21 protein-coding genes are annotated in these 21,132 nt (G+C 38.1%); 13 read left to right on the top strand and 8 right to left on the bottom strand.

The window, feature by feature from the left end:
* Positions 1-134: 134 nt before the first annotated feature.
* From PQG52_RS00445 to ligA, 3 genes are read left to right on the top strand one after another with little or no spacing between them, the layout of a single operon-like run.
* The gene (locus PQG52_RS00445; protein ID WP_271789424.1) at positions 135-1,007 is read left to right on the top strand and encodes an outer membrane protein assembly factor BamD; all 873 of its coding nucleotides are present in this window, start codon (positions 135-137) and stop codon (positions 1,005-1,007) included.
* A gap of 28 nt (positions 1,008-1,035) precedes the next feature.
* Positions 1,036-2,757 (top strand): DNA repair protein RecN, encoded by a 1,722-nt coding sequence (gene recN / locus PQG52_RS00440; protein ID WP_271827416.1) that lies wholly within the window; start codon positions 1,036-1,038, stop codon positions 2,755-2,757.
* Positions 2,757-4,874, top strand: a complete 2,118-nt coding sequence (gene ligA / locus PQG52_RS00435; protein WP_271827415.1) for an NAD-dependent DNA ligase LigA — start codon at positions 2,757-2,759, stop codon at positions 4,872-4,874. The genes recN and ligA overlap by 1 nt, the downstream gene beginning before the upstream one ends.
* A 187-nt stretch (positions 4,875-5,061) precedes the next feature.
* On the opposite strand, the gene PQG52_RS00430 is transcribed toward ligA, so the two are convergent.
* The 3 genes from PQG52_RS00430 to PQG52_RS00420 form a co-directional block, all read right to left on the bottom strand.
* Positions 5,062-5,292 carry a hypothetical protein gene (locus PQG52_RS00430; RefSeq protein ID WP_271827414.1) on the bottom strand — a complete coding sequence of 77 codons (231 nt, stop codon included), beginning with the start codon at positions 5,290-5,292 and terminating at the stop codon, positions 5,062-5,064.
* A 115-nt stretch (positions 5,293-5,407) separates the two neighbouring features.
* The gene (locus PQG52_RS00425; RefSeq protein WP_271827413.1) at positions 5,408-6,511 is read right to left on the bottom strand and encodes a glycosyltransferase; all 1,104 of its coding nucleotides are present in this window, start codon (positions 6,509-6,511) and stop codon (positions 5,408-5,410) included.
* A 105-nt stretch (positions 6,512-6,616) separates the two neighbouring features.
* Positions 6,617-7,012, bottom strand: a complete 396-nt coding sequence (locus PQG52_RS00420; protein WP_271827412.1) for a MerR family transcriptional regulator — start codon at positions 7,010-7,012, stop codon at positions 6,617-6,619.
* 83 nt (positions 7,013-7,095) lie between these two features.
* Here PQG52_RS00420 and PQG52_RS00415 point away from each other — a divergent pair, with 83 nt between their 5' ends.
* Positions 7,096-9,384, top strand: coding sequence for a heavy metal translocating P-type ATPase (locus PQG52_RS00415; RefSeq protein WP_271827411.1), 2,289 nt, complete (start codon positions 7,096-7,098; stop codon positions 9,382-9,384).
* 39 nt (positions 9,385-9,423) lie between these two features.
* Here PQG52_RS00415 and PQG52_RS00410 read toward each other — a convergent pair whose 3' ends face one another.
* Together PQG52_RS00410 and PQG52_RS00405 are read right to left on the bottom strand one after the other, a co-directional pair.
* The gene (locus PQG52_RS00410) at positions 9,424-10,191 is read right to left on the bottom strand and encodes a hypothetical protein (protein WP_271827410.1); all 768 of its coding nucleotides are present in this window, start codon (positions 10,189-10,191) and stop codon (positions 9,424-9,426) included.
* Between the two features lie 25 nt (positions 10,192-10,216).
* Positions 10,217-10,357: a hypothetical protein gene (locus tag PQG52_RS00405; RefSeq protein WP_271827409.1), complete on the bottom strand. Its 141-nt coding sequence runs from the start codon at positions 10,355-10,357 to the stop codon at positions 10,217-10,219.
* A gap of 358 nt (positions 10,358-10,715) precedes the next feature.
* Here PQG52_RS00405 and PQG52_RS00400 point away from each other — a divergent pair, with 358 nt between their 5' ends.
* Together PQG52_RS00400 and PQG52_RS00395 are read left to right on the top strand one after the other, a co-directional pair.
* Positions 10,716-11,375, top strand: coding sequence for a nucleoside/nucleotide kinase family protein (locus PQG52_RS00400; RefSeq protein WP_271827408.1), 660 nt, complete (start codon positions 10,716-10,718; stop codon positions 11,373-11,375).
* A gap of 45 nt (positions 11,376-11,420) precedes the next feature.
* Complete coding sequence (locus PQG52_RS00395; RefSeq protein ID WP_271827407.1) at positions 11,421-11,894, top strand: nuclear transport factor 2 family protein; 474 nt, start codon at positions 11,421-11,423, stop codon at positions 11,892-11,894.
* A gap of 2 nt (positions 11,895-11,896) precedes the next feature.
* Here the strand turns inward: PQG52_RS00395 and PQG52_RS00390 are convergent, their stop codons facing one another.
* Entirely contained in the window at positions 11,897-12,643 is a 747-nt protein-coding gene (locus tag PQG52_RS00390) for a cobalt-precorrin-6A reductase (RefSeq protein ID WP_271827406.1), read from the bottom strand.
* 23 nt (positions 12,644-12,666) lie between these two features.
* Here PQG52_RS00390 and cbiE point away from each other — a divergent pair, with 23 nt between their 5' ends.
* From cbiE to cobM, 4 genes are read left to right on the top strand one after another with little or no spacing between them, the layout of a single operon-like run.
* Positions 12,667-13,869, top strand: coding sequence for a precorrin-6y C5,15-methyltransferase (decarboxylating) subunit CbiE (gene cbiE, locus PQG52_RS00385; protein WP_271827405.1), 1,203 nt, complete (start codon positions 12,667-12,669; stop codon positions 13,867-13,869).
* A gap of 21 nt (positions 13,870-13,890) precedes the next feature.
* A complete protein-coding gene (locus PQG52_RS00380; RefSeq protein WP_271827404.1) occupies positions 13,891-14,460 on the top strand; it encodes a hypothetical protein in 570 nt (189 codons plus the stop codon).
* 42 nt (positions 14,461-14,502) lie between these two features.
* Positions 14,503-14,934 (top strand): cobalamin biosynthesis protein, encoded by a 432-nt coding sequence (locus PQG52_RS00375; protein WP_271827403.1) that lies wholly within the window; start codon positions 14,503-14,505, stop codon positions 14,932-14,934.
* Positions 14,931-15,689 (top strand): precorrin-4 C(11)-methyltransferase, encoded by a 759-nt coding sequence (gene cobM, locus PQG52_RS00370; protein ID WP_271827402.1) that lies wholly within the window; start codon positions 14,931-14,933, stop codon positions 15,687-15,689. The genes PQG52_RS00375 and cobM overlap by 4 nt, the downstream gene beginning before the upstream one ends.
* A gap of 21 nt (positions 15,690-15,710) precedes the next feature.
* Here cobM and PQG52_RS00365 read toward each other — a convergent pair whose 3' ends face one another.
* Positions 15,711-16,097: a DUF6632 domain-containing protein gene (locus PQG52_RS00365; protein WP_271827401.1), complete on the bottom strand. Its 387-nt coding sequence runs from the start codon at positions 16,095-16,097 to the stop codon at positions 15,711-15,713.
* A gap of 36 nt (positions 16,098-16,133) precedes the next feature.
* Entirely contained in the window at positions 16,134-17,087 is a 954-nt protein-coding gene (locus PQG52_RS00360) for a bifunctional helix-turn-helix transcriptional regulator/GNAT family N-acetyltransferase (protein WP_271827400.1), read from the bottom strand.
* A 235-nt stretch (positions 17,088-17,322) separates the two neighbouring features.
* On the opposite strand from PQG52_RS00360, the gene eat reads away from it, so the two are divergent.
* Genes eat through eutC form a run of 3 tightly spaced genes read left to right on the top strand, consistent with a single transcriptional unit; the run spans position 17,323 to position 20,870 of the window.
* Complete coding sequence (gene eat, locus PQG52_RS00355) at positions 17,323-18,687, top strand: ethanolamine permease (RefSeq protein ID WP_271827399.1); 1,365 nt, start codon at positions 17,323-17,325, stop codon at positions 18,685-18,687.
* 21 nt (positions 18,688-18,708) lie between these two features.
* Positions 18,709-20,094 carry an ethanolamine ammonia-lyase subunit EutB gene (locus tag PQG52_RS00350; RefSeq protein WP_408869532.1) on the top strand — a complete coding sequence of 462 codons (1,386 nt, stop codon included), beginning with the start codon at positions 18,709-18,711 and terminating at the stop codon, positions 20,092-20,094.
* Between the two features lie 2 nt (positions 20,095-20,096).
* Positions 20,097-20,870, top strand: coding sequence for an ethanolamine ammonia-lyase subunit EutC (eutC, locus tag PQG52_RS00345; protein WP_271827397.1), 774 nt, complete (start codon positions 20,097-20,099; stop codon positions 20,868-20,870).
* The last annotated feature ends 262 nt before the right edge of the window (positions 20,871-21,132 follow it).

Raw genomic sequence — 21,132 nt, 5'->3', positions numbered from 1 at the left:
TTTTTAAATAAAGTTCTTCAACTTCTCTAACGACATGATATAAAAATATTTCGCTTATCAAGTATTGTGCCATTTTTATTAAAGCAGAAAGTTGTCAAACTGTGGTTACAGTGAATCCAAAAACACACTCACATATGTTTAAACATATATCACGCGGTTTTTTTTCTGTCCTGCTTGTGACTAGTTTGGTCGCATGCGGCAGTGGTAGTGATAGTAAAGGTGAGAAAAAAACACTAGAAACAAGCGCTTCCGAAGCAAATGTAAAGCAAGGAACCGCTGAGCAACTCTATAATAATGGTATAGATGCGATCAAAACAAAACATTACAAACTGGCGACAAAGCAGTTTGAATTGTTACAAGAAAATTTCCCATATTCTAGCTACGCTCCTAATGCACAATTGATGCAAGGATATGCTTTTTATCTACAAAACAAATATCCAGAAGCCGTCAAGCAATTAGAAACCTTTTTACAGTTACATCCTAACAGCCCCGATGCACCCTATGCATTTTATTTACGTTCCTTATGTTATTACGAACGTATTTCTGACGTAACGCGCGACCAACAAAGTACGTTAGAGGCACTGAGTGCTTTAAATGATGTGGTTAATCGCTTTCCTGGCACTTCATATGCGCGCGATGCACAATTAAAAATTGATCTTTGTCGCGACCATTTGGCGGGTAAAGAAATGTTAGTTGGTCGTTTCTATGAGCAACAAAAAAACTATGAAGCGGCAATTACACGGTTCCAACGCGTTATTTTAGACTACCAAACAACAAACCATGTTGCAGAAGCATTACACCGTTCTGTTGAGGTATATTTAAAACTTGGATTAACAGACCAAGCCCGTAAAACAGCATCCATACTTGGTTATAACTATCCTAACAGCACATGGTATCGTTACACCTATAATGATCTAAAGAAATATAATCTCGCTTCAAACCAAGCCGAAAAACCAACTGCAAAAGGGCCTGGATTCTTTAGCCGTATGTGGAATTCTATATTTTAACCATTAGTCCTAGCATTGTTTTCCCCCAATGTTAACACAACTCTCTATACGCAATGTTGTTTTAATAGAAAAACTCGATTTATTCTTTGATCGAGGTCTCACCGTTTTCACAGGGGAAACCGGTGCTGGGAAATCGATTTTGCTCGATAGTCTTGGATTGGCGCTGGGCGAAAGAGCCAGTGCTTCTTTGGTAAGAGTTGGTGCTAATCAAGCCACAGTCACGGCTTGTTTTGAAATATCCCTCACGCATCCCGTTTATAAGCAACTATCCGAACAAGGATTTGAAGATGCTGATTTAGCGGATAGCGTGCTGGTTATCCGACGAATTATTGCGTCAGATGGACGGTCACGTGCTTATATTAACGATCAACCTGTTGGGCTCAGTTTTTTAAAAGAAATCGCACAAAACCTTGTTGAAATGCAAGGTCAACATGAACAAGTTGGCTTGATGGATCCAAGAGGACATTTATCTATCTTGGATAATTTTGGTGTTTCTAAAACCTTTTTACAAAAAACACAAACTCTATATGCTAAATGGATCGAAGCAACCGCTAAACTTTCTGCGCTGAGGGCAACTATCGAAGCCACAGCCCAAGAAGAGGAATGGTTAAGAGAATCAGTAGAAGAACTAAAACAACTTGCCCCTCAAGCTAATGAAGAGCTCGACCTTGTTGAAAAGCGAAAAAATCTACAACAAGATGAACGTCGCCAAGAGGCTCTAACTTCAGCTCTAACCATCCTCTCCCCGCAAGATCGTCGTGCATTCCAACCTGCTCAAGCGTTACTCAATGCCAGTAAATCTTTGCAAAAATTGCTTCCTTCCAGTTTCGATGAGCAGACTTCCCTCAGTTCAACCGACCAAGCTGTACAAGAAGCATTAGAAGCAATTATTCGTGCAGAAGAAGCTTTGGGTGAAGCAGAAAATATTCTAAATCACATTGTCAATGATATTCAACTCGATCCGCAGCATCTGGATGAGATTGAAGAACGTCTTTTTACTCTGCGTGCTGCGGGGCGAAAGTACAGTGTTAATATCGATGAGCTTTCAAATTTATTACAAGATTTTGAAACCCGTTTAATCAATCTTGACCTTGGAAACCATCAGATCCAAGAACTTGAACAAGAAGTTGCAAACTGTCGAACAGCATATGAAGATGTTGCAGAAAAATTATCTGCTGATCGACAAAAAATCGCTAAGAAACTTGAAACAGCCATCACGCAAGAATTAACTCCGTTGAAATTAGATCGTGCAAAATTCTTTGTTTCAATAACACCCCTATCAAATGAAGCTTGGAACCAAACAGGCAAAGACCAAATTCAATTCTTAATCGCCGCCAACCCTGGTGTTCCCCCTGCCCCATTAAATAAAGCTGCTTCAGGTGGCGAGTTATCTCGATTATTATTGGCACTAAAAGTTGTTCTGAGCCAACAATCGACTTTGTCTGCATTGGTATTTGATGAAATCGATTCTGGTGTTGGAGGATCAACAGCATCGGCTATTGGGGATCGTTTACATCGAGTAGCGCAAAATCTACAAGTATTCGTAGTGACCCATAGCCCACAAGTTGCAGCCAGTGGTGATATTCAATTAAAAATCAGTAAAACCATTGAAAACGGGGTAACCTTAACCCATACCAAACAATTAAGTGCTGAAGAACGGCGCGAAGAGATTGCTCGTATGTTGGCGGGAAATCATGTTACCGATGCAGCTCGCGCTGCAGCAGATAGTTTATTACATAGATCAAATTAATGAATTCTTTTGAAACACCATTCTCTACGATTGCTCCTCAAGATCTTACCCTTCCTCAAGCAAAAGACGAGCTTTCTACTTTAACCGAGTTTCTGCGTCAATGTGACGATGCTTATTATAACCAAGACAACCCCGTCACTGATGATGCAACTTATGACCAACTGCGTCGCAGACATAAAGAAATTGAAGCACGCTTTCCAGAATTAATTGAGCAAAACAGTCCTAGCCAAACAGTTGGTAGTCAGCCTACGAGCGGGCTAAAGAAAATCAAACATCGTGTTGCAATGCTTTCTTTGGACAATGTGTTTAATGGTGAAGAATTTCAAGACTTTATCAACCGCATTCAACGATATTTAGATCTTAAAGCAGATGATCTAACCCACCTTGCCTTTGTTGCAGAACCTAAAATTGATGGTCTTTCGATTAATTTAACCTATGAAAACGGTATTTTAGTTCAAGCCAGTACTCGTGGTGACGGAACAGTTGGTGAAGACGTCACTGCGAATATTAAAACGATCGCATCCTTACCCCAAAAACTGACAGGAAATGTTCCTGATATTATGGAAATCCGTGGAGAAGTCTATATTTCAAAAGAGGACTTCTTGAAACTGAATCAAGAGCAAGAACAAGCTAATAAACGCTTATTCGCAAATCCACGTAATGCTGCCGCAGGGTCGTTGCGTCAACTTGATCCAGAGGTCACGCGCGCACGTCCTTTGTCTTTATTTGTTTATGCCCAAGGCTATTCCAGTCAGTCCATCGCCAGCACACATGATCTTTTCCTACAACAATTAAAAACATGGGGCTTCGATGTGAATCCTTTGTATCAAGTTGTTAAAAATGCTGATGAGGCGGAGGCCTTTCAACAAGAATTAATGACGAAACGTTCTGGGTTGCCATATGATATTGATGGTATTGTTTATAAAGTGAACAACATTAATCTCCAAGAACGTCTTGGCTTTATTGGACGTTCGCCTCGTTGGGCAACGGCATGGAAGTTCCCTGCGGAACAAGCGATTACCCGTCTAAAGAAAATTGATATTCAAGTCGGTAGAACTGGTGCCTTAACACCAGTGGCATTATTAGAGCCGATTAATGTCGGAGGTGTGATTGTCACCAGAGCCACCTTGCATAATGAAGATGAAATTCTACGTAAAGATGTGCGTGAAAATGATCGTGTAATTTTACAACGTGCAGGCGATGTGATCCCTCAAATCGTTGCTGTTGATCCCTCAACCTTAGAAACAGAACGCTCTGAACCTTATCAATTTCCCACACATTGTCCTGTCTGCGGTGCCAATGCTGAAAAACCTGCCAATGAAGTTGTGCGCCGCTGCACAGGCGGTCTGACTTGTAATGCGCAAATCGAAGAGCGCCTGATTCATTTTTGTTCCAAAGATGCGTTCGATATTGACGGTATGGGCACAAAAACCGTTTCTGAATTTTTCCATGCAGGATTAATTCATCAACCTGCGGATATTTTTCATCTGCAAGATCATCAAGATAAGATCCTGCATTCTGAAGGATGGGCAGAGCTTTCTGTTAAAAATCTTCTCAGCGCCATTGAAAACAAGAAAACAATCTCCTTTGACCGTTTTATTTATGCGCTTGGTATTCGTCGTATTGGTATTGCTACAGCCAAAATTCTGGCTAAGCACTATACATCTTATACGAACTGGTTTGAACAAATGTTAAAAGCAAGACAGGTTGGATCAGATCAACGATTAACTTTGGGCTCCATAGAAGGGATTGGCCCAGCCATAGCCGATGAATTGGTTGCCTTTGTTGCAGAAGAACATAATCAGAAAACCTTACATGATCTTGCTGCCGTTCTGAACATTCGAGATGTTGAAGCCACACAAGAAGGCGCATTAGTCGGTAAAATCTTGGTTTTTACAGGCACTTTATCCACCATGACTCGCTCTGAGGCAAAAGATATTGCAGAACGACTAGGCGCAAAAGTAACCAGCTCCGTATCCGCCAAGACCGACTTTGTTATCGAGGGTGTTGATGGTGGCAGTAAGGCACGAAAAGCCAAAGAGCTGGGTGTTCAATGTTTAAATGAAAAAGAATGGCGTGAGCTTGTTGGGTATCCAACAACAGATGAAACAGAATGAAAAAACTTAACGACCAACATTTACTTGGATTTATAAAATTAATATTTTTTTTATTCATTAGTCCATTCTTAGGTGGTTTCCTTGGCACATATGTTGCTCAGAGTAATCACGACGATTATAGACTTCTACTGAGCATTTTTGGTAGTTATGAGTCCGTGGTTTTTATCAATATCATTTGCTGTTTTGTTTATTTGATGATTGCTACTCCATCTTCATTTATAATGGCATTTCTTCTTAAGTGTTTTTTCAATTTTAACTCAACTGGTACAGAGAAAACAATCATCAGTATTTTTTTAGGAAGTTTATTTTTTATTATTTCTTTTCTGATTTTTGCATTTCTTCTTGTCTCTTTTCTTGGCACTTCTGACCCTGAAACAGAAATTTTTTCTAAAATGATTGGAAGAAGTTTGATCTTCATCGTACCATCCGTTCTTAGCGTCAAGTATTTGTATAAAAAGTCGTATGTTAATAAAAAACCTGTACGCGAATATCAAGCATCAACATCAATTGATCCATTTCAATAAAGCTTACTTTTACTTATGGAACCTTGTTAGAATCTCGTTTTCAATACGATGTAAAATTGTTTTTCCTGCATTATGGAATGCCTCTTTACTGTATCGAGATTGAATATAACCCCGAGCGTTTTTCCCATAGTCGTTGGCCTTAGCAGGATAATGAAAATACTCCACAATAGCTTCACCCAATGCTTCGGGTGAGTTCTCTTTTAACAACGTTCCTATTGGATTATTTTTCACACAAAAACGCATTTCTCCAACAGGGGTTGAAATGACAGGCAGACCCACTGCCAGAGCTTCGTGCAATGCAATACACATCCCTTCAAACGTCGATGTTTGCGTATATAAGTGCAGTGTTTTTAAATAATCCATCACATTAGTATAAAAGCCTGCCAACTCTACGTTTTTAAGCTGCAACTCTTGTATTAAATTGCGTAATTTATGTTCTTCTTCCCCTGCCCCTGCGATCGAGAAATGAATACGCTGTCCGACATCTGGATATTTCTTATTGATATAATCAATCGATTTAATCATTACATCAAAATTCTTCACTGGGTGTAAGCGACCCATACTGCCAATGTGAAAAATACCTTTGCCATCCCATACGGGCATATCAGGTAAATTTTCTGGCACTTTGAACAAAGGCCACGTCATAATACGATCCGCCACCACATCCATACTTGTTTGTAAGAAATCAGCAACGCCATCCGAATCAGCAACCCATAACTGACTATATCTCTGTAAAAAACGAACAGCAGAGATTTTATGCGCCATTATATTGGCGCTATGTTTCCAGCTGACAACGGGGATATTACATAACTTTCCTACGATTTGCCCATCCATTGCCCCACGTGCCAATGACGTCCAAATTAAATCAGGACGGGATTTTTTAACGATTTTTAGTAAATTATAAGTCGATTTTAACCGATGATCCCCGTTCAGCGAAAGAAGTTGATAAGGAATATTACGATCCTCTAGTAATGCTGCGGTTTCCATATCTCGTGGAAGGCATGCTAATACTTTAAAATCATGACCTTGGCTGATAAAAAATTCTGCTAAATCAGGAACAATAAATTCAGCTCCACCACCTTCCAAACTTGTAATAACATAATAAATTTTCATAAAAATTATTTAACCCCTACTAATACTTACACTATATTTTGACATGTAAAATATATTAATAAATATCTCGAAACACTATATTTGTTCAAAATTCTAATATTATTTTTATAAAGACTTTAGTTTATTCACTATTCCACATTTTTCAACGACACCACTTGCATGGCAACGTTGATTAAGATGTCGCAGCTCTTCTTCAAGAATTTTTAATTTTACGATTTTATTTTGGACATGCACAAGATGTTCTTGAATAACACTATTTATTTCGCCACAATCACGATTTTGCACATCACACGCTTCTAGAATAATTTTGATCTCCTTATGAGACATATTTAAAGCTCTACAACGGCGTATAAAAAGCAACCTTTCCAAATGGGTATTATCATAATATCGATAATTATTGGCTTGCTCCCTTAATGGTAGAGGTAATAATTTTTCTTTTTCATAATAACGAACAGTTTCAACCGAGCAGCTTGCTTGACGTGCTAATTCACTAATTTTCATTTTCGTCTCTTTTACGATTGACCTTATAGTTACTTCAGGGTGTTGAATAGCCATCATGTTAATTGAGTTATAGGATAAAATGAATGGTAAAAGATGTAAATAAGCACTGTCATTGTGATTCACATGATAATCATCAAGAACAAAAAGATAATCACAACCATAATTATCACGATCATAACCATTCTCACGACCACACAGAAGTCAAAGAACATCAGCATGGAGATGATTGCTGTTCTTCTAAACCTCAATCTTTGACTGAACTGTCTGAATCAAAAACAATTGATGGATTTCAGCTAACGCAAATCCGCATTATGCAAATGGATTGTCCTGTTGAAGAGAATATTATACGCAAAAAACTCGGCGAAATGAAAGCAGTTAAAGAGCTTCAGTTCAATTTGATACAACGCGTTCTAACCGTTACGCATCGTCCAGATGCTCTAGATTCAATTCTAACCGCCATTCGACAATTAGATTTTGAACCTGAAATTTATAATAAGAATGATAAAAACCCACAACTTGCCGAACATAAAAAACAATATTGGCCATTAATCCTTGCTTCTTTGGCTGCAATCTTAGCAGAGATTACACATTTCATGAAGTTCCCATGGTGGGTGCAACTGATCCTTGCGCTGATTGCTGTGGCTGCATGTGGAATAAAAACTTATAAAAAAGGTTGGATTTCTATTCGGAATTTTGATCTGAATATTAATGCGCTGATGAGTATTGCTGTGACAGGGGCTTTGATCCTTGGGCAATGGCCAGAGGCAGCAATGGTGATGGTATTATTTAACATTGCAGAGCTTATCGAAGCAAAATCTCTGGATCGTGCTCGTAACGCGATTAGCTCTCTGATGAACCTGACCCCAAATACAACAATGGTTCAGCAACAAGATGGATCGTGGCAAGAAACAGAGGTCAGCTCGGTTAAAATCAATGATATTATTAAAATCAAACCTGGTGAGCGTATTGGGTTGGACGGAATCATTACTCATGGACAAACAACCATTAATCAAGCCCCTATTACAGGGGAAAGCCTCCCTGTCGATAAAAGCAAAGGAGACCAAATCTTTGCGGGGACAATTAATGAAACTGGTTTATTTGAATATAGCGTAACCTCTCTGGCGAATGATAGTACGATTGCACGTATCATTCATGCCGTAGAAGAAGCACAAGCAAACAGAGCCCCTATTCAACGTTTTGTTGATCGTTTTTCTAGGATTTATACGCCAACGGTTTTACTGATTGCCTTGATTATTGCCATTCTTCCACCAATGCTCCATTTCGGAACTTGGTCAGAGTGGATTTATAAAGCTTTGATTATGCTGGTTATTGCTTGCCCTTGCGCATTGGTGATTTCGACACCGATTACGATTGTCAGTGGTTTAACCCTTGCTGCCCGTCGAGGAATCCTTGTTAAAGGAGGTGTCTATTTAGAGTTAGGGCGTCAATTAAAATACCTTGCCTTGGACAAAACAGGAACCATCACGCATGGAAAACCTATTCAAACCAACCAGGTCATTTATGGTGAACTCGATCCAAATAAAGGGCTTACATTGGCAGCCAGCCTTGCCAATAACTCCAATCATCCGATATCCCAGGCTGTTGCCAAAGCTGCATCCGATTTGACTTTATACACAGTGGAACAATTTGAGGAAGTAGTCGGCAAAGGAATCAAAGGCGTTATCCAAGGGCAGATCTATTACTTGGGGAACTTGCGGTTAACGAATGAGATTATTAGCTGTGATGAAGCAATCAAAAAACAAGTTGAACAATTTGAAAATCAAGGAAAAACAGTTATTTTACTGAATAATGGTCAACAAATTCTGGGACTATTTGCCATTGCCGACACCATCAAAGACAGTAGTCAAGAAGCAATCAACGAATTACATCAACTGGGTGTGAAGACCGTCATGTTGACAGGTGATAATGCGTCCACCGCCCAAGCGATTGCGAAAGAAGTTGGTATTGATGAAGCCAGAGGCAATCAATTACCTCAAGACAAATATGATATGATCGTAAAATATTCACGCCAAGGAACAACAGGAATGGTTGGCGATGGTATTAATGATGCCCCTGCCCTTGCTGCGGCAACAATTGGGTTTGCGATGGGAAGCCTTGGAACAGATACCGCCATTGAAACCGCTGATGTTGCGTTAATGGACGATGACCTTCGTAAAATACCTGAGTTCATCCGTTTATCCAAGAGAACCCACAATGTGATTATTCAAAATATTAGCTTTGCTTTGGGGATCAAACTAGTGTTTCTTGTTTTAACGTTTATTGGCATGGGAACCATGTGGATGGCGGTTTTTGCTGATGTTGGCGCAAGTCTGTTGGTCGTTGCAAACGGATTGCGGTTACTTAAGAACTAAAATTATTATTGATTGATCCATAGATTATATTGATATGGATCAATCATTTTCCTTTATTAACCATAAGTGAATCAAAATATCCGCAAATTCTTTTGCTGTTAATGATTGTTCAACGCGTCCTGCAAAACGATTAAATTCCCATTTACCAGTAAGAACCCATTTCATCGTAAAAAAGATCAAGTTAATTATAGAAGCCATTAAAACAGAAAAACCTAAAACGATATCTCTTAATCTCATCGGAAAGATAAACAGATTTTGCCTATCAAAATATCGATAAATAGCTTTCTGATTGAGTTCCATCGCTATAGCAGATCGCATCACCATTCTTTTCGCTGGCCAACCACAAATACCATATTTACCTTGATTAATAACAACATCAGGAGAAAATACGCATGATTTTGATGGTAAATACTCTTCAATGATATGGTATATTTTACGATAATATTTTTCTTGTATGTCGATCGGTAACGAATGAAATCTATGTAATTGCCTATGATATTGAAGGTAAATATCAATCAAAATATCAGCAATTTTTGCAATGGTTAATAGATTATTTGGATCGTAATCATAATATTGATCAAGTGCCGTTCCTTGATAAATTAACTCAAAGGGTAATTCAAGTGCTCCTATGCAATCAAGAATAATATTATCTAAATAGAGTTCATCAGGATGATATAACGGAATGACAAGTTGATCCGAAAATTCTTTTGCACCAAACACCAAAAGATTTTCACTAAAAATCGTATATATTTTGTGTCGCAAAAGATCGTTTAGTTCTTCAGATGGGCAACAATTATCTTGTATCATGATCTTCTCATTATCAATTTAATCATTATTCATTAAGCATAAACTCAGAAAATCCAAAATCAACATAGCCTTCCATCGCAATCGTTAAACACCAATGCCCTGTTAAATCAAAAAAATTATGATGTAAGGGTATCGTCTCAACAATCCATTTAATGAAAGACAACATATCTTTTCCATTGATACAAATGCTAAAATTTATAGCTGAACCATTGATATAATAAGCTCTATATCGTTGAGAAATATTTCTGCCACTTCAGAACGATTAAAAAATCTTTCTATTTGCTCATAAGTTTGATGACCAATGGACGTAGACAATCGATTTTAGTGCCACACCACGTAAACTGCTGGTTCAGAATACTGGCTGAATAACGCTGGCTACTTACATCATCGATAATTCTTATTTGAAATGGTAATTTCTTTAGTTCTCTTTTAACTTCATCATCGAGCATTTCCATAAGAATATCTTTCACTTTTTTCAAATTACATTATTCTATATCAAACACTCGTTTTTAAAGGACAAAATAATGGCAAATATCAGTGAAAATCCCGTGCAAGGACTAGTATTGGCTCAAGAATATATTGACCGTGCCAGAGCATTAGCCAAGAAGAATAAACGCACGATCCTTGCCATTGCAGGCGCGCCAGGTTCTGGAAAGTCTACCGTTGCTAGATTATTACATGAAGCCCTCAAAGATATTTCCATGATTGTCCCAATGGATGGTTATCATTTATCCAACAAAGAACTGGAACGCCTAGGGCGCAAAGAGCGCAAAGGTGCGCCTGATACATTTGATGTATGGGGATACAAATCGCTGATCGAACGGTTAAAAAATCAACAAGAAAACGAAATTATTTATACTCCTGAATTTTATCGAACTATAGAGGAACCCATCGCGGGATCTATTCCTGTGTTTGATGATATTCCTTTGATTATTACCGAAGGCAATTACCTTTTATTATCCCAAGGGGAATGGCAGACATTAGCATCCATATTTGATGAACGTTGGTTTGTAACGGCCCCTGTTGCAGAGCGTCAACAACGTTTAATTGATCGTCACTGTTATTTTGGGCGTTCCGAAAAAGATGCCAAAGCATGGGTAGCGCATACGGATGAACCCAATGCTCAACTGATTGAGCAACATAAGCAAAATGTTGATTTAGATATTGAGTGGAGAAATATTTAAAGTAAACAAGCCTACACAACTTCCTCATTCGAAAGCCATAACATAATGATAGAGCAACGCCCACCTTTACCTCCTTTTACTTTTGAAACCGCTTGCCAAAAAGTGCGTCTCGCTGAAAACGCCTGGAATAACCAAGTTCCAGAAAAAGTTGCCTTGGCTTACACGATTGACAGTCAATGGCGTAATCGCTCTGCATTTATCAATGGACGACAAGAAATCGTCCAATTTTTAACCCAAAAATGGCAAACAGAGTTAGAGTATCGATTAATCAAGGAGTTATGGGCTTATACACACAATAAAATAGCTGTTCGCTTTGCTTATGAATGGCGTAATAAAGAAAATCAATGGTTTCGTTCTTATGGCAATGAAAATTGGGAATTTGATGAACATGGGCTAATGAGCAAGCGTTTTGCTTGTATCAATGATTTACCTATTAAAGAACATGAACGCAAATATTTTTGGTCTATGGGAGCAGCAAGACCTGAAGACCATGCTTCATTATCAGAGTTAGGATTATGATATTAAATCTGTAATATCCATTGTTGGGCTTGTTGCCACGTGTCTACACGTGGCATTGATTCCATTATGGGTCGTTGAATCAATAATACAGGGATCTTTAATTTTCGTGCAGCACTAATCTTTGCATACACAGTTTGTCCACCCGAATTCTTGCTGACAATACAATCAATCTGATGCTGTTTTAAAAAAGCAATTTCGTCCACTTCATCAAAAGGTCCCTTGGCTTGGATCAACTGAGCATGACGAGGAAGATAACACTCATCAGGACGATCAACACTTCTGATCCAATAATAATGAGAAACAACACCGTTTTTGAAAGGCAATAGCTCTTTACGGCCAATTGTTACGAAAACACGTAAAGGATCTTTGCCTAATTTTAAGACTGCATCTTCGACAGTTTTTACTTCATGCCAAATATCCCCGGGTTCTTTTTGCCATGCAGGGCGCTCTAGCCTTAAATAAGGAACACTGGCAATGTGTGCTGCTTGATACGCATTGCTTGTAATTTGTTGAGCAAAAGGATGCGTTGCATCAACAACAGCATGAATATTATTGCCTTGCATCCACTCTGCCATCTTTACTACGCCGCCAAATCCTCCTATCCTAGCTGTCACTTGTGGAGGTAAGACAGGATTTTTGGTTACACCAGCCAATGATAAGATCAGATCATAATTTACATGGTCAACGCAGGATTGAATCAAAGCTGAAGCCTCTGTCGTTCCTCCTAGTATTAAAATCTTTTTCTTCATATTGAATTGACCCCCAGATCTCGATGACATTTCCATTTTTAAGCATTATTGGTATTGGTGAAGATGGTATCGACCGACTTTGCCCCACCGCCCAACACCGCATCCGAAATGCCAGCCTTGTTGTCGGTGGGAAACGTCATCTTGCCCATGCACACACCTTAATTCAAGGGGAAAAACAAATATGGTCAAACCCTTTGGATCATTCTATAGAAAAAATTTTGCAACACAAACCGAACTCTGTTGCTGTTTTGGCATCTGGTGATCCTTTTTGGTATGGTATTGGTCCTTTAATAACAAAAACATTAACCCGCACTGAGTGGGAAAGTTTCCCAACCATTTCTGCCTATAATTTGGCATGCAATCATTTGGGGTGGCATGGGCAAGATATTAACACCGTTTCTTTATGCGGACGTCCTACTGAAACATTACGCCCTGCACTCATGCCTTATCGACGACTACTTATCTTATCTGCCAATGAACAAACTCCTCATAATGTGTATGAAAAATTCAAAGAATGGGACATCAGCTATAAGCATTTTTATATTTTAGAAGCTCTGGGTGGTTCCAGTGAAAATATATGTCATTTTACTCAAGAAGACCTGTTACCCAATAATATTCACCCATTAAATATAATTGCAGTTGAGTTGGACATATTTGCTCCTCTCCCTTTTACACATGGACGAGAGGATCATTGGTTTAAAAATGATGGGCAACTTACAAAACAACCCATTCGTTCCAATACAATATCTGCATTACAACCCTATCCTGGGGCATTATTATGGGATATTGGAACGGGCTCTGGTTCTATTGCAATTGAATGGATGCTAACACATCCTATGTGCAAAGCTATTGCTATTGAACCTAGAACCGACCGTGCCCATCGTGCTAAAGAAAACGCCTTACGACTTGGGGTTCCATCATTACAAATGGTTGAAGGAACGGCTCCTGAAATATTACATAATTTACCTCGTCCTGATGCAATTTTCATTGGTGGTGGATTAACATCGTCTACATTACTTGAAACCGTATGGAATGCATTACGCCCCTTAGGACGTTTAGTAATTAACTCTGTAACTATTGAAGGCGATATTTTACTCTTCCAAGCACAACAACAATGGGGTGGAGAGATAACACGATTACATCTCGAACATTATGAACCTTTGGGACAATATCATGGCTTTAAACCTGCTCGTGCCATTACGCAATATGTCATTCAGAAGCCCTAGGCAGTATAAGAGTAAATCGTAATGCAAGTATTATTTATCAATTCAAAACAAATCATTGGATTGTTATTCGCTATCACTTTTTTGTCCGCTTATCAAAGCAAAGCTCAAAATGTTACCACAGACAATAATAATCTGCTTAGTTTATCGATTATCTGCCCTGGTAACCCACAATGTATTTATTCAAAAGAAAATACATTACAATTAAATATAAGCATTAAAAATCATACGAATCAAGACTTATACATTCCTTTGAAAGCAATGACGCATATAACAACATCATTCTATTCCAAAGATATTCGAAATGGTAAAGATAATATCATACCTGATCCTACGTGGAGCGGACCGCCAGTATTATTTAAAGAATTATCATTACTCCCCGCTTCTGGATCACTTCTTATCTCAACTCTATATGTAATCCAAGAGAATAAAGAAATAAAAAACACACCTACTCATCACATCATTTTGCATGCAAAAACAATAACGCCTGCTTATCTCTATAATTCATACAAACCAATTGGTTCTTATAAAAATAGTAAATTTGAACCTAAACAATTTATGTTAGAAGCAGAACAAATTATTATAAAAAAATAAGCATGATTCTAAAATATATTTTATCTAAATTTAAATTAAAAAATGCAAATAATTATTTCAAACAACTCTATCAAAAAAAACTCTCTCTCTATAAAACCTGTCATTGTTGGTATAGGGTTTTCAAAAAACATATCTGCTGTTGAGCTAATTCAAACCTTAGAAACCCTTTTGACACGACATCAATATCAAGCAACTGATATCGCTCTTCCTGCATTTAAACAGCAAGATCAAAACACAATTAATTTAATTTCTTTATCAACTATTCCCATTCATTTTATTCCCCACGAAATATTGCTTAATTTACAAACCCAATGTAGCAGTTTTTCTAAGCTATCCTATCACCATACTGGTCTTGGTGCCGTAGCAGAAGCATGTGCGTTGGCACTTATTCATAAAAATGGGCGTTTACTGATTCCTAAAATGATTTATAACAAGATTAGTTTTTCCATAGCAATCAAAGGATATTATTCATGACCGTTCATTTTATTGGTGCTGGGCCTGGGGCTGTGGATTTATTAACATTACGAGGACATAAACTCCTTGCTGAATGCCCAATTTGTCTGTATGCGGGTTCTATTGTTCCCAAAGAAATGCTAGATTTTTGCCCACCTAAGGCGACATTAATTGATACAGCCCCGTTGAATCTTGATCAAATCGAAGCCGAATATGTCAAAGCACACCAAGCTGGACAAGATATTGCCCGCCTACATTCTGGGGATCTTTCTGTTTACAGTGCGGTTTCTGAACAAATTCGACGGTTAAAAAAGCATCATATCCCCTATACATTAACCCCTGGTGTGCCTGCTTTTGCAGCTGCAGCAGCTCTGATAGAAAAAGAACTGACTATTCCCGAGGTTGCTCAATCTGTTGTCCTCACTCGTATTTCAGGGCGAGCTTCCACTATGCCAGAAAACGAGAAACTAGAAAGTTTTGCAAAAACAGGTTGCACACTGCTATTACACCTCGCCATTCATCGTTTAGAGGAAATTGTTGAACACCTCATCCCTTTTTATGGAACAGATTGTCCTATAGTGATTGCAGCCAGAGTAACATGGGAAAATGAACAAATCTTAAAAGGAACCCTCGGCACGATTATTGAACAATTCAACCAACAACCCGTTGAACGCACCGCCTTGATTATGGTTGGCCCTGCCCTACATGATACACAAGCAACCGAAAGTGCATTATATAATGTGGAGTATCAACGACGATTTAAAAATACTTATTGAAAATGTTATCAAAAATTACGATTATTTAATATACATATCAACACGCCTCATTAAAAGTGCAAGCACAGCCGCTACAATTAATAATGCAGGCACATCACCAGTAAGATGACCACGATGCATACCATTCCCCAATGCTTGTAATCCCATCACACCAGCATGGACAATACTTGACCAAATAACAAACCAAATTAAAGAACGGTTACCGGTAGGATTTTTAGCAGCACAAATCATGAAGATACCAAGGGTCGCGTAGATACCAACAATCATCATAAAGTAATGACTTGAAACCGGAGAACCCTCATGCCAAGCCCAACCAGAAGGCCACAACATAGCAAGCGGATATATTAAACAGAAAGTTACTCCAAAAAGAACAAGAGCCACAGATAATAATCTATTATTGTTAAGCATGATAAGCATCCAAATTTTTACTAATTATGAATAAATTTAACGATTAGGCATATAACGCATGGCTACATCAGCACGTTCACAAGCACCCGCATACTGCTTCATGATCCCATCATCGTGGTAAAAGCCCAGCTTTTCATAAAGATGTATTGCAGCTTTTGCACGCTTATTCGAAACAAGATATAGCGGATCTGCACCCATCACCATTGCACGTTTGATAATTTCTTTTAATAAAAATTCACCTACTTTTAGACCTCTTGCTTTTGTAAACACTCCAAATTTTATTAACTCATAACTTGTTGCTCCTGTTTTCTTAAGCGCACCAGTCCCAACAATACCAAGCCCTTTAACATTAACAAATAAAATGACACCACCAGTATTAATGATTTCGTCCCTTGGATTTTCAAGCACTTTACGATCAACATCTTCAAGTTGATACTCTGCCTCAATCCATTCAGTATTAATATCTTGGAAATAATGAGCAAGTTCATCAGAAAATTCTTCGATCATCATCACATCTATTTTTATTTGCGATACCAATACATCTAAAGGGGTAACAACCAGATTATCTTCCAACGCTTTCATTTGCTTTAAAAATTTTGATGCAGAGCCACCACATAATTGATCTATTGCTTCTTCAACCTGAGGAAATATATAAAGTTGAGCTTTCATCATCACCTCATATCCAGCCGCGGTCAGCGAAATTGTTCGATGACGTTGATCTATACCCACTTTGGATGAAAGAAGACCAAGATCAATCAATTGACCTATACTGCGCGTAATCCCTGGCTGACTAATACCGACAACCTTCACAATTTGGTTAATTGTCATTGCTTCGCGACCAAGTGCAAATAAAATAGGCATATGCCCAGGTTGAACTGGCAAACCTGCATTTGTGATGATGCGAGCTGCACTTGCCTGCACACGATCGCCAAGGCGTTTTAATCTACTACCTAAAAAGACAGAGCCAAACTCACCCAATACATCAAACATTATACAATTCCATGACTATAAAATAATTATATAACGTGTTATATAATTATTTTACCTCTTGTCAAATTATAATTTTACTCTTTTTTCAATGATAACAAAAGATTTAAAACAAACATTAACAATCCAATATTTCAAATATTTCATAAAAAATATTCTATTAATTTTTTTATTTGCTTTATTTTTATAATTTAATTAGCATTTTTTATAGTTTTTTTATTTATATAAAAGGTCGCTTATGTCATCAAACACAGCTCTTAAACAAACATTAAGTGGTTTCCACCTTTGGGGAATTGCAGTTGGACTGGTCATTTCTGGATCTTTTTTTGGATGGAGCTATGGTTGGGCTTCTGCTGGAACATTAGGGTTTTTAATTGTCGTTCTGTTAATTGCATTAATGTATTGCTGCTTTATTTTTAGTTTAACCGAGCTGAGTACTGCCATTCCCCATGCAGGGGGACCTTTTGCTTATGCTTTAAGAGCTTTTGGACCAACAATTGGTTTTTTCGCTGGATTTGCAACACTCATTGAATTTGTTTTTGCTCCTCCTGCGATTGCAATGGCGATTGGGGCTTATATCAATGTTCAATTTCCTTCTATTAATACAAAATTAATTGCCTGCACAGCATTTTTACTCTTTATGGGGCTTAATATCATTGGCGTTCATATTGCAGCAACCTTTGAACTAGTCGTTACTTTACTTGCTATTTTTGCTTTAATTCTTTTTATGGTAATCGTTGCCCCTACCTTGTCATGGGAACATTTTGCAAGTAATGGCTGGGGTGGACAAAACCAATTCCACTTTTCAACGATTGAAGGAATGCTTGCTGCAACGCCTTTTGCAATCTGGTTTTTCCTAGCGATTGAAGGTGCCTCCATGGCAGCTGAAGAAGCCAAAGATCCACAACGCACAATTCCAAAAGCATTGGGGGCTGGCATTATTACCGTTACTCTGCTTGCATTACTGATTATGTTATTTGCAGGAGGAGCAAAAGGTGATTGGCGTTTGCTGGCTAATATTAATGACCCTTTACCACAAGCAATGAAAGCCGTTGTTGGTGCAAAAAGTATCTGGTTAAATATATTAGTGTGGCTTGGGTTATTTGGGTTAATTGCCTCTTTGCACGGTATTATTATGGGGTACTCTCGACAAATCTTTTCTTTGGCACGCGAGAGCTATTTACCGCCATGTTTAGCAAAAATTAATAAATATACCCATACGCCATATATTGCTATTTTAGCAGGTGGTTTCGTTGGTATTGGTGCCATTTTTTCAGACTCTCTGATCATTATTGCAAATCAGCCTTTAACAGCAAGTATTATGACTGTGGCTGCGTTTGGTGCTTTGCTGATGTATATTATTTCAATGGCATCATTATTTAAATTACGCCGTAGTGAACCAAACCTTTATCGACCATTTAAAGCCATCTTATATCCTTTTGCACCGCTTTTTGCGATGATCATGTCTATCTTATGCTTGATTACAATGGCACTCTATAACCTTGAACTAGCAGGATGCTTTATCGGGTTTATGGGAATTGGATATCTTTATTTTTTATCTACTCGATCCTCTAGAAGTAAAATGAATCCAGAAAAACCTTAATAACATTAAGAGCAAGTATATATTATGTATAAAACAATTTTAGCTAATCAGACTTGGGTTTTTGAAGATTTAAAAACAGTAATGGCCAAAGCATCCCCTCTACGTTCAGGCGATGTGTTGGCGGGTGTTGCTGCCAGTTGTGATGAGGAACGCGCTGCTGCAAAGATGGCGCTGGCTGATATTCCATTAAAAACTTTTCTAGAGGATCAGTTAATCCCCTATGAACAAGATGAGGTAACGCGGCTTATCGTTGATCGTCATGATAAAGAAAAATTTCAGCTTATTAGCCATTTAACGGTTGGGGATTTTCGTAACTGGATCTTAGCCGATACAACCACACCAGAAATGATCACCTCTGCAAGCCCTGCGATTACCCCTGAAATGGCCGCAGCAGTCAGTAAATTAATGCGTAATCAAGACCTTATTATCGCCGCAAAAAAATGTCATGTAGTTACAAAATTTCGTAATACGATAGGATTGCCAGGACATCTAAGCACCCGATTACAACCGAACAGCCCAACCGATGATTTACAAGAAATTGCTGCAGGCATGTTGGATGGGTTACTTTATGGTAGTGGCGATGCAGTGATTGGAATTAACCCAGCAAGTGACAGTTTACCCATCTTGGGAAAAATTAACCAAATGCTGGATGAGGTCATTCAACGTTTTGAAATTCCTACACAATCCTGCGTGCTCACACATGTTACCAATACGATTCAACTGATAGAAAAAAATATTCCCGTAGATCTCGTTTTTCAATCCATTGCAGGCACAGAAAAAGCCAACACTAGCTTTGGAATTAATTTAAATATTTTACAAGAATCTTACGAGGCTGCACTTTCTTTAAATAGAGGCACTGTTGGAAATAATGTCATGTATTTCGAAACTGGGCAGGGTAGTTGTTTATCTGCCGATGCACATCATGGGGTCGATCAACAAACCTGTGAAGCCAGAGCCTATGCAGTAGCAAGACATTACAAGCCTTTACTCGTCAATACCGTGGTCGGATTTATAGGACCAGAATATTTATATGATGGCAAACAAATTATCAGAGCTGGGTTAGAAGATCATTTCTGTGGAAAGTTACTGGGTTTACCGTTGGGTTGTGATGTTTGCTATACAAATCATGCCCAGACCGATCAAGATGATATGGATACATTACTCACTTTATTAGGAACAGCCCATATCCCATTTATTATCAATGTTCCTGGCGCTGATGATATTATGTTAAATTATCAAAGCACCTCTTTTCATGATGCATTATATCTTCGTCGTCTATTAAACCTCAAACATGCTCCTGAATTTGGAAAATGGCTAGAAAAAATGCGTATCACCGATCAAACAGGACAACTACAAACCGCCAATTCTAATCATCCTTTACTCGCTTCTTTACCAGCAGGAGAATAAACATGACTCTTCCTGATAATTGGTTATTTTTAAAACAATTTACCAAAGCAAGAATCGCATTAGGACGTAATGGTGTAAGTTTACCAACCAAAGAAATTTTGAATTTTTCTCTATCTCACGCACAAGCAAGGGATGCTGTGCATCAACCTTTTAATAGCGATCAAATCCAAAGTGAATTACATAAAATGGGTTTATCAACACTTACCGTTCACAGCTGCGTTAAAGATAGAGAAGAATATTTGCGTCGCCCAGATTTAGGACGAAAATTAAATCAAGAAAGTATTAAGAAACTTGAAAAAGCCTATCAAAACCCTTCTGATTTAATCATTATTATCGGAGATGGATTATCTTCTTATGCAGTTGATCGTCAGGCTGTAAGCGTTATTCGTGCGTTACTACCCTATTTAAAGAAACTCAATATTCAATTGGGACCAATCATTCTTGCACATCAAGCCAGAGTGGCACTTGGCGATCAAATTGGGAGTATCCTACGTGCAAAATCCATTGCGATGCTAATTGGCGAGCGTCCTGGATTATCCTCCTCGGACAGCCTTGGCATTTATATGACGTGGCAACCAGATGATACACGCAATGATGCCAATCGTAATTGTATTTCAAATGTTCGTCCAGAAGGGTTAAAACACGATCTGGCTGCATTTAAGCTTGCATGGTTATTAGAGCAAAGTTTTATCAAACAAATCAGTGGCGTTCGTTTGAAAGATGAAAGCGATAATGCTGCTCTATCAGACACCATCAAACCGCTTTATATCGCTTAACGTCAGCATAAGTTTTTTAAAAGGGTTAGTTTTAAAAAGTATATATGATATTCTTCTTTAACAAAAAACGTTTTCATGAATTGCTCCAAATATAGAAAGATAAATTTATAAAGAGTAATTACATTCCTACTGATTATCTTATCCAAACCAAAGCATAAATGCTTACGATAGACGGGAATATTGGATCAATATGCTTTCGGCAAGAAACTTATATTATATTTGGGTATAAAAATTGGTGAATATTACACTATCTTTATTCACT

The organism is Commensalibacter communis (assembly GCF_947179105.1).
Lineage (GTDB): Bacteria > Pseudomonadota > Alphaproteobacteria > Acetobacterales > Acetobacteraceae > Commensalibacter > Commensalibacter communis.
Note: the sequence above shows the minus strand (reverse complement) of the source record. Positions and strands in the feature narration are given on the sequence as shown.

What these genes read in the sequence shown, in the direction of transcription:
- PQG52_RS00430 (WP_271827414.1), bottom strand. Translation starts at nt 5,292, where the DNA reads ATGAAGATCAAACTTCTTCCAATCATTTTAGAAAAAATTTCTGTTTCA.
- PQG52_RS00405 (WP_271827409.1), bottom strand. Translation starts at nt 10,357, where the DNA reads ATGTTGTCTTTCATTAAATGGATTGTTGAGACGATACCCTTACATCAT.
- PQG52_RS00390 (WP_271827406.1), bottom strand. Translation starts at nt 12,643, where the DNA reads ATGAAGAAAAAGATTTTAATACTAGGAGGAACGACAGAGGCTTCAGCT.
- PQG52_RS00360 (WP_271827400.1), bottom strand. Translation starts at nt 17,087, where the DNA reads ATGTTTGATGTATTGGGTGAGTTTGGCTCTGTCTTTTTAGGTAGTAGA.
- PQG52_RS00410 (WP_271827410.1), bottom strand. Translation starts at nt 10,191, where the DNA reads ATGATACAAGATAATTGTTGCCCATCTGAAGAACTAAACGATCTTTTG.
- PQG52_RS00425 (WP_271827413.1), bottom strand. Translation starts at nt 6,511, where the DNA reads ATGAAAATTTATTATGTTATTACAAGTTTGGAAGGTGGTGGAGCTGAA.
- eat (WP_271827399.1), top strand. Translation starts at nt 17,323, where the DNA reads ATGTCATCAAACACAGCTCTTAAACAAACATTAAGTGGTTTCCACCTT.
- PQG52_RS00400 (WP_271827408.1), top strand. Translation starts at nt 10,716, where the DNA reads ATGGCAAATATCAGTGAAAATCCCGTGCAAGGACTAGTATTGGCTCAA.
- PQG52_RS00380 (WP_271827404.1), top strand. Translation starts at nt 13,891, where the DNA reads ATGCAAGTATTATTTATCAATTCAAAACAAATCATTGGATTGTTATTC.
- cobM (WP_271827402.1), top strand. Translation starts at nt 14,931, where the DNA reads ATGACCGTTCATTTTATTGGTGCTGGGCCTGGGGCTGTGGATTTATTA.
- cbiE (WP_271827405.1), top strand. Translation starts at nt 12,667, where the DNA reads ATGACATTTCCATTTTTAAGCATTATTGGTATTGGTGAAGATGGTATC.
- PQG52_RS00420 (WP_271827412.1), bottom strand. Translation starts at nt 7,012, where the DNA reads ATGAAAATTAGTGAATTAGCACGTCAAGCAAGCTGCTCGGTTGAAACT.
- ligA (WP_271827415.1), top strand. Translation starts at nt 2,757, where the DNA reads ATGAATTCTTTTGAAACACCATTCTCTACGATTGCTCCTCAAGATCTT.
- recN (WP_271827416.1), top strand. Translation starts at nt 1,036, where the DNA reads ATGTTAACACAACTCTCTATACGCAATGTTGTTTTAATAGAAAAACTC.
- PQG52_RS00375 (WP_271827403.1), top strand. Translation starts at nt 14,503, where the DNA reads ATGCAAATAATTATTTCAAACAACTCTATCAAAAAAAACTCTCTCTCT.
- eutC (WP_271827397.1), top strand. Translation starts at nt 20,097, where the DNA reads ATGACTCTTCCTGATAATTGGTTATTTTTAAAACAATTTACCAAAGCA.
- PQG52_RS00365 (WP_271827401.1), bottom strand. Translation starts at nt 16,097, where the DNA reads ATGCTTAACAATAATAGATTATTATCTGTGGCTCTTGTTCTTTTTGGA.
- PQG52_RS00445 (WP_271789424.1), top strand. Translation starts at nt 135, where the DNA reads ATGTTTAAACATATATCACGCGGTTTTTTTTCTGTCCTGCTTGTGACT.
- PQG52_RS00395 (WP_271827407.1), top strand. Translation starts at nt 11,421, where the DNA reads ATGATAGAGCAACGCCCACCTTTACCTCCTTTTACTTTTGAAACCGCT.
- PQG52_RS00415 (WP_271827411.1), top strand. Translation starts at nt 7,096, where the DNA reads ATGGTAAAAGATGTAAATAAGCACTGTCATTGTGATTCACATGATAAT.